Genomic DNA, 10,939 nt, shown 5'->3' on the forward strand with positions numbered 1-10,939 from the left:
GATCTTTTAAGCAAGTTTTTGTTACTCCGATTGCGGTATGTCTTTATTTCCGATAAATATACTCGGGTAAGGGGCGCGTCGAGCCCCCGCGAAGGCAAACACCGCGAAAGTGATAAGACATATGATCGCAGTTAAACAGTCCTCAACCGCCCTGCCCCAGCGGCATAGTGAAACCACGCTTGGTGCATTTGGGGTGGACGCAGCCGACCTGTTGAATGAACTGCGCCAAGTTGCGTTGGCCTGTAGATCAGCCGCCCGCACCGACCTGTTTGAAGCCTGCGCCGTGCTATCCCAGACACCAAATGTGGCACGCGCGGCCTACGCAGAGGCCTTGATGAAAAGCCTTGAGCAAGCCTTGGGCACCGCGCCAGTGGTGTACCGCCCCGGCGTGCAGGAGGTTTCCTTTGATGAGGCATGGTTGTTGCGCGCAATCACCACCGCGCGCGCCGATGATCGCAGCAGTTTTCTGTTTCTTTTACGGGCCCGTGTCCCCCACGCATCCCGGCGCAACCTGGGGTTTTTGATACTCTCGGTATCCGAGCGTTTTTCTAAGATTTAGAATAATTCTAATTTCCCCTTGGACTTTTCGCTGAAGGCGCTAAATAGGATTGTATCGCCAGCCAGCGTTACGCCAGCCAGCAGCTTTTTAGTTGGGAGACTACAGAATGACACAAACCGCCATTGCGCTGTCCACTGATGCACAGACACAGATCGTCGAAGCGCTGAACCAGTCCGTTGCAGAGACGGCTGTCACCACGATGCTCGCACAGAATTTCCACTGGAACGTAACCGGCATGGCATTTGGCCCGCTGCATGATCTGTTTCAGAAGATGTACGAAGATCATTTCATCGCGCAAGATGATCTGGCCGAGCGGGTCAAGGCGCTGAACGGTTATGCCGAAGGCACGCTAGCCGGGATGATCAAACGCTCCAAGGTCAGCGAGCAAGACGGCGACGCGACCGACAAAGAGATGATCAAGATGATGCTTGATGCTCAAGAAACACTGGCCAAAACGCTGGCCGGTTGCGGTGAGCTAGCGTCAGAACACGGCGACACGTTGACCGAAGACCTGTGCATCGCGCGCGGTCAGGTGCACGAAAAATTCGCATGGTTCCTGCGCGCCCACCTGAGCTAATACGCCCGGTGAATAAATAACAAAAGCCGCTCCTTGTTGGGCGGCTTTTTTGTGGGTTAGGCAGAGGTTGCTGCTGGTTGCCCAACGGCTCTGGTCAGGCCGCGTCGCGTACAGAGGCCGCAGGTTTGGCCTTTTTCTTCAAACACTTGCGCAGGTATTGCGGCGCCCAATGTTTGTACCGGCCCATCGCCTTTTGCTGGGTCACCAACATATCGACAAACGCTTCGCGGTGACTGTCTTTCTTTAGGTTCTTGAACAGGGATTTCTGTGCCTTGGTCATAGAACAACCAATACAATGGCCTTCGCGCTTAAACTTGCACACATCAATACAGGGGCTGGGTGTTTTGCTCATGCGACCTCTCGCGTCAAAAAGGGAGAGGCGTTTGCCGCCTCCCCCTCTTATGTAAGATCAGATGTCGTTATTGAAAGACCGCGTTGGGGTCATCCAAGCTATCTGATCCCTCAAATGCGATCTCGGACACACCCAAAACATCAACGGCACGTTCGATAGACCGGGTCTGATCAACCAGCGCATCAACCGCACCCAACACCAGCGCCTCGCCTTTTTCGTTGCCGCGTTCCAGCATCATGTCGTAGGCAAAACCTGCTTCGGCGGCGGCCTTCATTTCGGCCATTTCCAACATCGTCGCGTTCAACTTGGATGTCAGCTCGGCGTCGACATCTGCGTTGGTGGCTGCCACCAGAGACGATAGCGATTCGCCCGACACAACCGTGCCGTCGATCCCGGTGTAGCTGCCCAGATAGACGTTGCGGATACCCAAAGCGTCATAGAAATGGCTGTTGTGCGTGTTATCGGAGAAGCAATCATGCTCTTCTTCTGGATCGTTCAACAACACGCCCAGCTTCATGCGTTCGCCGGCCTGTTCGCCATAAGACAACGACCCCATGCCTGTCAGGATCGCCGTGATCCCTGCGTTTTCGTCTGCGATAAGTTGGGCGCGGGCATCGCCGCCATCCTGCCATTGCGCTGTCATCCATTCCAGATCGGACACCAAAAGATCGGTGGCCGCCTGAAGGTATGCACCGCGACGGTCGCAGTTCCCGCCTGTGCAGGCGTCATCTTGGGCGTAATCAGACCAAGGCCGTGCACCAGCGCCAGCGCCATGACCGTTCAGGTCCTGACCCCAGAGAAGAAATTCGATCGCGTGATATCCAGTGGCCACATTGCTTTCGACCTCGTCGGCCTCGTGCAACACGCTTTCAAGGAATTCAGGTGTGATGTCGCTTGCGTCGATGGCGTTACCAGACAATGTGAACGTCGGGTTGGCGATCACGTTCAAAACGGCATATTCGTTTTCGTCAGTGGCCCCACCGTATGCGGCATCGACGTAGTCGATCAAACCTTCGTCAAGCGGCCAAGCATTCACTTTGCCTTCCCAATCATCGACGATTGCGTTCCCAAAACGGTACACTTCGGTCTGTTGGTATGGAACGCGCGCGTTGATCCAAGCCGTTTTGGCGGTTTGAAGTGCTTCGGCAGAAGGGTGGCTGATCAATGCGGCAACGGCTGACTGCAAGGCCTGCGCGGTTGTTAGACTGTCACCGTATTTCGCGGCTGCGATATCGGCGTAATTGTCTAGAACTGCTGCCTTATCCGCGAGGGCGGGCGCAGCGATCAGCATCGTGGTGCCGAGTACGGCTGCAAGAGTGGTCTTCATTGGTTGCTGTTCCTTAATAGTTTTAGTTGGTCGTTAGTGAAGAGTTACAACATTACCGGCGCGGTGGGTCTCTTGGACCATATGCGCGCCACTAATAGATTTACGGGCGCAGCCGACCTGCGCCGCCAAAAGAGCCACCCGTTCGGCATGTGCCGCAGTGACCAAAAGCGTGGCAATTTGTGATGCCTCACCCAAATCCCCCGCGCTGGCCACACGTACGAGATGCGCAAACACCCCCTCGTCGGCACCCACGCAAGAACATCCAATGCCATGCCGGACCAAAGGCCGGTGTGCGTAGGTCGCAACCACAGACACTAGTTGCTCAAACGCACGCATTTCTTTGGCCGCCTCGCCTTTTGGCAAAGACATCGCGAATTCGTTCCAAACCTTGGCCTGCCCGTCCGGGCTGTCGCACCACAGCCGCAGGGTGACGATCAGATCCGCCTCCCAAGGCTCCAGATGCATGAGCACACCAACAGATGCGCCCCCACGATTTTGCGGATTAGGTCTCATTTTGTCAGGATCAATTTGCCTGCGCGTGTGATGCGCAGAAAATAGGGCTGTCCGTCCAGAACCAACCGGGCCTGCACGCCCGCGGTAATCAGGTCGCGCACATCGTAGGTTGCGAGATCGGCGGCGACCGCTTCGGACGGGTCCATTTGGGTGGGTTGTGACATCGCGTTCATGACCCCACCTCGATCCGGTCCAGTAGGGTTTCCAAGCGGTGATCCAGTGGGACTAGCCCGCTGAGCGCGGATTGGAGCAGTTCGATACGGCATAGGGCTTTACGATGGCCTTGCGGTTGGTTTCGGGCAGTGTCAGGGCAATGCTGCATGGTGGCCTCCAGGTGACTGTATGGCTCCGGGCTGCCCTGCAAAAAGGGGTGGCTGGGAATCTGTGTTAATTCTTGACTAATAAAGTAAGGAAAGTCAATCCCGACTATTTTACTTAGCTAATTTATTTGACCGTTTTTAAGGCACCCACCACGGCCAAACCCGCCACTGCACAAAAAAGGGGCGCGACGATATCGCACCCCTCTTCGGAAACTTAAGGCTTGGATTACTTCCAGCCGACTTCGTTAAAGATCTTCTGCGCGGCAGGCACATTCTTGGCCACCGCAGATAGGTCAACGGCGTCGCCTTCGTAGGCGCCCAATTGCGCCACGCTATCGCTCAGCGGCACACCCGGTACGGCCGGGAATTCATCATTGCCCGCCGAGAAATACACCTGCGCCTGCTCGGAGGCGAGGTATTCCATGAACTTAATCGCGTTCTCGAGGTGTGGCGCATGCGCGGCCACACCGCCACCTGACAGGTTCATATGCGCGCCTTCAGCGCCCTGTGCCGGGAACACCCAACCGATTTTATCCAGATCAGATGACAACCCATCGACGTCTTTGCGAATGGCACGCGCGAAATAATAGGTGTTCGAAATAGACACGTCACACTGCCCCGACACCAGCCCACGCAGCTGGTCGGTATCGCCGCCTTCAGGGTCACGTGCGAAGTTATCTACCACGCCCTGCGCCCAGGCTTTAGCCGCCTCTTCGCCGTGGTTTTCGATCACTGCGGCCAGCAAGGTTTGGCTGTATACGTTAGATGACGACCGGTGGCACACCATGCCTTTGTATTTAGGGTCGGCCAGCGCGACGTAATCCATCGGTGGCTCGGCAACGTCTGCTTTGTCGTAAAAGATGATCCGTGCGCGTTGCGAAAATCCGAACCACTGGTTGTCACTGTCTTGCAGGTTGCCGGGGATACGCTCTTCGAGGGTCGCACTGTCGATCGATTGCAGAACGCCTGCATCTTTGGCGCGCTCAAGACGCGACGTGTCGACCGTCAGCAGGATGTCTGCCGGGGAATTCGCGCCTTCGGCTTGCATCCGGGTGATCAGCTCATCCGCTTTGCCCTCAATCCGGTTGATGGTGATGCCTGTTGCTTCGGTAAAATCCGAATACAAGCGCTCATCGGTGTCATAGTGACGCGAAGAATAAAGGTTCAATTCGCCGTCCGCCTGCGCCAATGACGCAGTGCTAATGGCGGTTGTTGCGGCAACGAGTGCCACCATGGATGTCCGAAGTGTTGACATTACAAGCTCCCAGTAGATTAATTCTTATGGTTTTAGTCAATTATACGGTTCTGCGCAGAACGCAATATAGTTGATAAAAATTATCGGGAAAATTTCCACGAACACATACACGTGATCTACCCCTGCACAAAGTGGCATCATTTTACCCCGCTGCGGTCAATCCAAGCGGGAAATTCAGGTTAAAACCCCACCTAAAGTTGCTGCAATTGATGAATGCGCCCCCCCCGGATCTGCCCCCAATGTCAGGCATTGTGTCTGGACCGGCCAAGGTAGTATGTGCCGCCGCAGGGCCGGTGTCGGCACACGCAGGGTGTGCGACAAATCATCCCCAAATTGGTGAACGTGATCACTGTTATTCCCGATCACAATCATGTTATGCTTGGGTTATTATGAGTGATATCGTCGTCGTAGGCAGCATTAACATCGACCTAACCAGCCATTTGCCGCGCTGGCCGCAGGTTGGCGAGACCATCACAGCCGATCGTACGTTGGTCGATCTGGGTGGAAAAGGCGCAAATCAAGCCGTCGCGGCGGCGCGATTGGGCGCCCATGTCAGCCTTATCGGGGCCGTGGGTGCCGATGGGTTCGGGCAACAAGTGCTGCGCACTCTGACAGATGCGAACCTCAAACTGGCCGTCGAAACCCAGACCACTGCAGCAACCGGTATGGCGTTTATCGACGTGGGGCCAGAGGGCGATAACATCATCCGTCTTGCCCCCGGTGCCAATGCGACGCTGACCCCCGAGATCATCTTGCGCCATGCCCCGCTGATTGCCAAAGCCAAGGTGCTTTTGCTGCAAAACGAAATCCCGCTTGATGCGTCATTGCAGGCCGCCAAGATCGCCCGCAGCTATGGCGCCCGCGTCGTCATGGACCCGGCCCCCGCCCCGCAAACGATGTGGGATACCGAGACGTTGGCCCATTTTGACATCATCACCCCCAACGCACACGAGGCCGCATTGATGACCAAACACACGGCACAGACCCTGTCTGATGCCCAGAAAACGGCGTCTGATCTGGTCTTATTGGGGCCGCGCGGGGCTGTGGTTACTATGGGCGCACAGGGGGCTGCCTGGCAAATCGGGGGCATTCGGGGCCAACAGCCCGCCCCTTCGGTGGAAACCGTCGATACTGTCGCTGCGGGCGATTGTTTCAACGGAACGCTGGCGGTGTTTTTGGCACAGGGCTGCCTACCGGATCAGGCGATACAATTCGCGGTGGATGCCGCCGCATTGGCCACCACAAAACCGGGCGCGGCCGCGGCTGCGCCATCCTTGTCAGACCTTCTCGCCTTTCGCGAAGACACTGGCCAGCCATCGCCTGACCCTCACTGAGTACATGTGCGCTACTCACAAAAGGCGCGCTGATTCTTGACGGCCTGTCGGTTTATGAGGCCGCTCAAAACGTTCCGGCTTGCCCATTCGCGTCATGTCAAAGGCACATTCCCACCCTGCCCTGAACCGCCGCGCAAAGGTCACTGCGCCTAAAAATCTTACCCTCGCCAAGAAAGAGGTTTGTGCACAGACGCGGACTAATCCATTGATAATGCCGTTAATTTCTTTCGCCGCAATTGCAACTTTTAGGTTAATTCTTTCCACAATACATTCCACTATTTTAACGAATTCCATCGCGCGATCTTGACCGGGAAAACTATTTATTTCTACAGTCAAACTGAAAATTAACGCGCGAAAAGTTTTCGGACGTGATGTGAAGGTCCGCCAGACGGCACACACCACATTTGAAGGCGGCGCCGAAGGCCAGAGTAGAGGCATGAGCGACAACAAGATAAAAAACATGGCAGAGTTTGCCAACGTAAGCGGTATTTCTCGCCCGACGATCTCGAAGTATTTCAACGATCCCAGCAGCGTGCGTGACGCGATTCGCACCCGCATAGAGGCCGCATTAGAAGAACACGACTACCGCCCAAACATCTACGCCATGAACCAAAACCGGCGTCTTACCAAGAACATAGGCATCGTTGTTCCCTACCTCGCGGACCCCTTCTTTGCCGAAATTGCGCGCAATATCGAACAACGATGTATCGCCGCAGGCTATTGGCCCACCCTCTTTTCGTCCCACGGCTCGCAAGAGCTCGAAAGCAACATCCTCGACAGCCTCAGATCGTTAAAACCAGCGGGCGTTCTGCTGGCAGCCTTGGGACGCATTTCAAACCGCGCAGAGATCGAAAAGTTCTGTGCCGACGTGCCAACGGTTTTGTTCGACAGTGATCTCGAAGACATAGGTGCCGCGTTTGTTGGGTCTGACAACTACAGTTTTGTCTCGCAAAGCGTCGAATATCTAGTCCGGTCGGGTGCGCCCCCGTGTTTTTTCGAAATGCGAACCCCCGCCAACCCAAACGCCAACAAACGCCGCAAAGCCTACATCGCCATCATGGAGCAACTGGGCCTTGATCCTCAGATCATCAAAGTCGATGGCGAAGGATGGGCCTTTGAAGAAATCGGGTACCAAGGCGCGATGGAACTTCTGACGCACAACACCCTGAAAACAGATACGATCTTGTGCAGCAATGACCGGCTGGCAATTGGCTTTCTTGCCGCCGCTTACGAAAAAGATGTGCGCATTGGCCGGGGCCCCGATTGCGCCTTGCGTGTCGCGGCCCATGACGACCATCCGTTCTCGCGGTTTACCAACCCATCGTTGACCACGGTCGCACATGACTACGAGGCGGTGTCGAACCGGGGCGTCGAAATGCTCTTTAGGCTGATCGAAGGAGGGGGGCAATTGCCCGACCGCACCGAAAAACTATTCCCGGCACGGTTGATATTACGGTCATCGGCCTGAAATCACCCGATAATCTTTTCGAAAAAAATAAAAACTTGACGCGCGCCAATTTCCTAACAATGCTGGGGGTGGGAAATCCAAAATACTAAGGGAGGAATCGGATGTACCTAAGAACCGCACTTTGTGCGGCGAGCGCGCTCGCGCTTGTCGCTGGCGCAGCCGCCGCGCAGACAACCGTCACAATCGCAACCGTGAATAACGGCGACATGATCCGGATGCAGGGTCTGACGGATCATTTCACAGCAGAAAACCCAGACATCACGTTGGAATGGGTGACACTCGAAGAAAACGTTCTTCGTCAGCGTGTTACACAAGACATCGCAGCCAAGGGTGGCCAGTTCGACGTGCTGACAATCGGCATGTACGAAACGCCGATCTGGGCCGCGCAGGACTGGTTGGTCCCGCTCGACGATCTGAGCGCTGAGTACGACGTAGACGACATTCTGCCCGCGATGCGTGCTGGTCTGTCCTACGAAGACACGCTTTATGCCGCACCGTTCTACGGCGAAAGCTCGATGGTTATGTACCGCACCGACCTGATGGAAGCCGCTGGCCTTGAAATGCCAGAAGCCCCCACATGGGAATTCATCGGTAAAGCCGCCCGCGCGATGACAGATCGCGATGGCGAAATCTACGGCATCTGCCTGCGTGGCAAGGCCGGCTGGGGCGAGAACATGGCGTTCATCACCACAGTTGCGAACTCGTTCGGGGCGCGTTGGTTTGACGAAAACTGGACACCACAGCTCGACACACCCGAATGGGGTGCGGCGATCAACTTCTACAACGACCTGATGACAGACGCGGGCCCTCCCGGTGCAGCCACAAACGGCTTCAACGAGAACCTGGCGCTGTTCCAACAGGGCAAATGTGGCATGTGGATCGACGCAACAGTTGCGGCGTCCTTTGTGACCAACCCTGACGATTCAACCGTTGCAGACAAAGTCAGCTTTGCGCTGGCACCCGACACCGGCTTGGGCAAACGCTCTAACTGGCTGTGGGCATGGGCGCTGGCAATTCCTGCGGGCTCCGACGCAACAGACGCTGCCAAGAAATTCGTATCCTGGGCGACCTCGAAAGAGTATCTCGCACTGGTTGCGGAAAACGAAGGTTGGGCAAACGTACCTCCCGGAAGCCGGACGTCTCTCTATGAGAACCCCGAGTACCAAAAGGTGCCTTTCGCACAAATGACGTTGAACTCGATCAACGCAGCTGACCCGAACAACCCAACCGTCGATCCGGTGCCATATGTTGGTATCCAGTATGTGGCGATCCCTGAGTGGGCGGGTATCGGTACGTCGGCAGGCCAAGAATTCTCCGCGATGTTGGCCGGTCAACAGACCCCAGCCGAAGCGCTTGAGAATGCTCAGGCCTTGGTTGCAGACGAGATGGAAGCCGCTGGCTACTAATCTTTGCTAGGACGGGGGCGGCGGTTGTCGCCCCCCTCTCCTTTTTTTTCGCTCTTTTTACCAGTGTGCCCGTAGGGCTGCGTTTCTCCCGTAAACCGCGAGGACTTTCTCCATGGCGACCACTCACTCACGTTCTGCTGCCCGTTTCATGATGGCACCCGCTGTGGTGCTACTCTTGGGATGGATGCTCGTACCGCTCTGTATGACGCTGTACTTCTCATTCAAACGCTACCTGCCGTTGCGCGGTGGCGATCAAGGCTGGGTCGGATTTGAAAACTACGTCCGATTTGTCACCTCGAGCGCCTTTTGGCCATCGGTGCAAGCCACGCTGATCATTGTAGGTGGGGTTTTGCTCATCACAATCTTCTTTGGCGTTTTATTGGCCATCTTGCTAGACCAACCCATGTGGGGCCAAGGGGTCGTGCGCATCCTCGTGATTGCACCCTTCTTTGTTATGCCCACCGTTTCTGCTTTGGTCTGGAAGAACATGTTCATGGACCCTGTGAACGGCTTGTTTGCACATTTTTTCAAATTCTTCGGGCTTGCGCCGGTCGAATGGCTTAGCCAGGCGCCGATGACGTCGATCGTGATGATCGTGTCGTGGCAATGGTTGCCCTTCGCCACGCTGATCTTGCTGACCGCGATCCAGTCATTGGACAGTGAACAGCTAGAGGCCGCAGAGATGGACGGCGCCCCGCCGTTGTCACGGTTCCGGTTCATCACCCTGCCCCACCTTAGCCGGGCGATCACAATTGTGGTGCTGATCCAGACGATCTTTCTGCTGTCGATCTTTGCAGAGATCTTCGTGACGACCCAAGGCTCTTTCGGTAGCCGTACGCTTACGTATCTGATCTACCAGCGCGTGCTGGAAAGCCAGAACGTCGGGCTTGGTTCCGCAGGCGGCGTTTACGCCATCATCCTTGCCAATATCATTGCCATCTTCTTGATGCGCATTGTCGGCAAAAACCTGGACACCTGAGGAGAGACGATCATGGCACGTACCGTCACAAACCGCCGCAAATCGATCAACACTCTCGCCGCATGGACGGTTGGTTTGTTGATCTTCTTCCCAATCCTCTGGACCATCCTGACCAGCTTCAAAACCGAAGCAACAGCGATTGCCGACCCACCTGTTTTCTTGTTCTTTGACTGGACGTTAGAGAACTACCAGGTGGTCACCGAACGGTCTGATTATGGCCGCTTCTTGTGGAACTCGGTGTTTATCGCCGGGGGGTCGACCATCCTAGGCCTAATCGTGGCCATCCCTGCCGCCTGGAGCATGGCCTTTGTGCCCTCCAAGCGGACCAAAGACATCCTGCTTTGGATGCTGTCGACCAAAATGCTGCCCGCTGTGGGCGTGCTTTACCCAATCTACCTGCTGTTCATTCAGCTTGGATTGCTCGACAGCCGGATGGGTTTGATGATTGTTCTGATGTTGATCAACCTGCCCATCATCATCTGGATGCTCTACACATACTTCCGTGAAATTCCCGGCGAAATCCTGGAAGCCTCGCGGATGGATGGGGCCGGTCTACGCGAAGAGATCCTTTATGTGCTCACGCCAATGGCGGTGCCGGGGATCGCATCAACCTTGCTGCTGAACTTTATCCTCGCCTGGAACGAAGCGTTCTGGACGTTGAACCTCACAGCCGCAAAGGCAGCCCCCCTCACCGCCTTCATCGCCAGCTATTCTAGCCCTGAAGGTCTGTTTTACGCGAAACTCTCAGCCGCCTCGACGATGGCCATTGCGCCCATCCTCATCCTCGGCTGGTTCAGCCAGAAACAACTGGTTCGCGGTCTCACCTTCGGCGCAGTCAAATAAGGAACG

General features: G+C 55.8%; 13 protein-coding genes. 7 read left to right on the plus strand and 6 right to left on the minus strand.

Annotated elements, in window-relative coordinates:
• Positions 1–121 precede the first annotated feature (121 nt).
• Positions 122–559 carry a hypothetical protein gene (locus ABJH13_RS09210; RefSeq protein ID WP_348405923.1) on the plus strand — a complete coding sequence of 146 codons (438 nt, stop codon included), beginning with the start codon at positions 122–124 and terminating at the stop codon, positions 557–559.
• A gap of 106 nt (positions 560–665) precedes the next feature.
• Positions 666–1,136 carry a DNA starvation/stationary phase protection protein gene (locus tag ABJH13_RS09215; RefSeq protein ID WP_348405924.1) on the plus strand — a complete coding sequence of 157 codons (471 nt, stop codon included), beginning with the start codon at positions 666–668 and terminating at the stop codon, positions 1,134–1,136.
• Positions 1,137–1,230: 94 nt separating this feature from the next.
• Here ABJH13_RS09215 and ABJH13_RS09220 read toward each other — a convergent pair whose 3' ends face one another.
• From ABJH13_RS09220 to ABJH13_RS09240, 5 genes are all read right to left on the minus strand, one after another.
• Positions 1,231–1,488: a DUF1289 domain-containing protein gene (locus ABJH13_RS09220; protein ID WP_348405925.1), complete on the minus strand. Its 258-nt coding sequence runs from the start codon at positions 1,486–1,488 to the stop codon at positions 1,231–1,233.
• A 67-nt stretch (positions 1,489–1,555) separates the two neighbouring features.
• On the minus strand, positions 1,556–2,815 hold the full coding sequence (locus ABJH13_RS09225; RefSeq protein ID WP_348405926.1) for an imelysin family protein: 1,260 nt from the start codon (positions 2,813–2,815) through the stop codon (positions 1,556–1,558).
• Between the two features lie 33 nt (positions 2,816–2,848).
• Positions 2,849–3,328, minus strand: coding sequence for a hypothetical protein (locus ABJH13_RS09230; protein ID WP_348405927.1), 480 nt, complete (start codon positions 3,326–3,328; stop codon positions 2,849–2,851).
• Positions 3,325–3,501, minus strand: a complete 177-nt coding sequence (locus ABJH13_RS09235) for a hemin uptake protein HemP (protein ID WP_348405928.1) — start codon at positions 3,499–3,501, stop codon at positions 3,325–3,327. The genes ABJH13_RS09230 and ABJH13_RS09235 overlap by 4 nt, the downstream gene beginning before the upstream one ends.
• Positions 3,502–3,874: 373 nt before the next feature.
• Positions 3,875–4,903, minus strand: a complete 1,029-nt coding sequence (locus ABJH13_RS09240) for an extracellular solute-binding protein (protein WP_348405929.1) — start codon at positions 4,901–4,903, stop codon at positions 3,875–3,877.
• A 389-nt stretch (positions 4,904–5,292) separates the two neighbouring features.
• Between ABJH13_RS09240 and rbsK the strand changes: the two genes are divergently transcribed.
• The gene (gene rbsK / locus ABJH13_RS09245; RefSeq protein WP_348405930.1) at positions 5,293–6,237 is read left to right on the plus strand and encodes a ribokinase; all 945 of its coding nucleotides are present in this window, start codon (positions 5,293–5,295) and stop codon (positions 6,235–6,237) included.
• A gap of 15 nt (positions 6,238–6,252) precedes the next feature.
• Here rbsK and ABJH13_RS09250 read toward each other — a convergent pair whose 3' ends face one another.
• On the minus strand, positions 6,253–6,699 hold the full coding sequence (locus ABJH13_RS09250; protein ID WP_348405957.1) for a hypothetical protein: 447 nt from the start codon (positions 6,697–6,699) through the stop codon (positions 6,253–6,255).
• Between ABJH13_RS09250 and ABJH13_RS09255 the strand changes: the two genes are divergently transcribed.
• The 4 genes from ABJH13_RS09255 to ABJH13_RS09270 all read left to right on the plus strand — a co-directional run bounded on the left by ABJH13_RS09255 (position 6,674) and on the right by ABJH13_RS09270 (position 10,933).
• Complete coding sequence (locus ABJH13_RS09255) at positions 6,674–7,705, plus strand: LacI family DNA-binding transcriptional regulator (RefSeq protein WP_348405931.1); 1,032 nt, start codon at positions 6,674–6,676, stop codon at positions 7,703–7,705. The genes ABJH13_RS09250 and ABJH13_RS09255 overlap by 26 nt on opposite strands.
• Before the next feature lie 101 nt (positions 7,706–7,806).
• The gene (locus tag ABJH13_RS09260; protein ID WP_348405932.1) at positions 7,807–9,111 is read left to right on the plus strand and encodes a sugar ABC transporter substrate-binding protein; all 1,305 of its coding nucleotides are present in this window, start codon (positions 7,807–7,809) and stop codon (positions 9,109–9,111) included.
• 112 nt (positions 9,112–9,223) lie between these two features.
• Positions 9,224–10,090 (plus strand): sugar ABC transporter permease, encoded by an 867-nt coding sequence (locus ABJH13_RS09265; protein WP_348405933.1) that lies wholly within the window; start codon positions 9,224–9,226, stop codon positions 10,088–10,090.
• A 12-nt stretch (positions 10,091–10,102) separates the two neighbouring features.
• Positions 10,103–10,933, plus strand: a complete 831-nt coding sequence (locus tag ABJH13_RS09270) for a carbohydrate ABC transporter permease (RefSeq protein WP_348405934.1) — start codon at positions 10,103–10,105, stop codon at positions 10,931–10,933.
• The last annotated feature ends 6 nt before the right edge of the window (positions 10,934–10,939 follow it).

The sequence above is a fragment of the Roseobacter sp. genome, from assembly GCF_039970775.1.
In the GTDB taxonomy this organism is placed as follows: Bacteria; Pseudomonadota; Alphaproteobacteria; order Rhodobacterales; family Rhodobacteraceae; genus Roseobacter.

What these genes read in the sequence shown, in the direction of transcription:
- ABJH13_RS09210 (WP_348405923.1), top strand. Translation starts at nt 122, where the DNA reads ATGATCGCAGTTAAACAGTCCTCAACCGCCCTGCCCCAGCGGCATAGT.
- ABJH13_RS09215 (WP_348405924.1), top strand. Translation starts at nt 666, where the DNA reads ATGACACAAACCGCCATTGCGCTGTCCACTGATGCACAGACACAGATC.
- ABJH13_RS09220 (WP_348405925.1), bottom strand. Translation starts at nt 1,488, where the DNA reads ATGAGCAAAACACCCAGCCCCTGTATTGATGTGTGCAAGTTTAAGCGC.
- ABJH13_RS09225 (WP_348405926.1), bottom strand. Translation starts at nt 2,815, where the DNA reads ATGAAGACCACTCTTGCAGCCGTACTCGGCACCACGATGCTGATCGCT.
- ABJH13_RS09230 (WP_348405927.1), bottom strand. Translation starts at nt 3,328, where the DNA reads ATGAGACCTAATCCGCAAAATCGTGGGGGCGCATCTGTTGGTGTGCTC.
- ABJH13_RS09235 (WP_348405928.1), bottom strand. Translation starts at nt 3,501, where the DNA reads ATGAACGCGATGTCACAACCCACCCAAATGGACCCGTCCGAAGCGGTC.
- ABJH13_RS09240 (WP_348405929.1), bottom strand. Translation starts at nt 4,903, where the DNA reads ATGTCAACACTTCGGACATCCATGGTGGCACTCGTTGCCGCAACAACC.
- rbsK (WP_348405930.1), top strand. Translation starts at nt 5,293, where the DNA reads ATGAGTGATATCGTCGTCGTAGGCAGCATTAACATCGACCTAACCAGC.
- ABJH13_RS09255 (WP_348405931.1), top strand. Translation starts at nt 6,674, where the DNA reads ATGAGCGACAACAAGATAAAAAACATGGCAGAGTTTGCCAACGTAAGC.
- ABJH13_RS09250 (WP_348405957.1), bottom strand. Translation starts at nt 6,699, where the DNA reads ATGTTTTTTATCTTGTTGTCGCTCATGCCTCTACTCTGGCCTTCGGCG.
- ABJH13_RS09260 (WP_348405932.1), top strand. Translation starts at nt 7,807, where the DNA reads ATGTACCTAAGAACCGCACTTTGTGCGGCGAGCGCGCTCGCGCTTGTC.
- ABJH13_RS09265 (WP_348405933.1), top strand. Translation starts at nt 9,224, where the DNA reads ATGGCGACCACTCACTCACGTTCTGCTGCCCGTTTCATGATGGCACCC.
- ABJH13_RS09270 (WP_348405934.1), top strand. Translation starts at nt 10,103, where the DNA reads ATGGCACGTACCGTCACAAACCGCCGCAAATCGATCAACACTCTCGCC.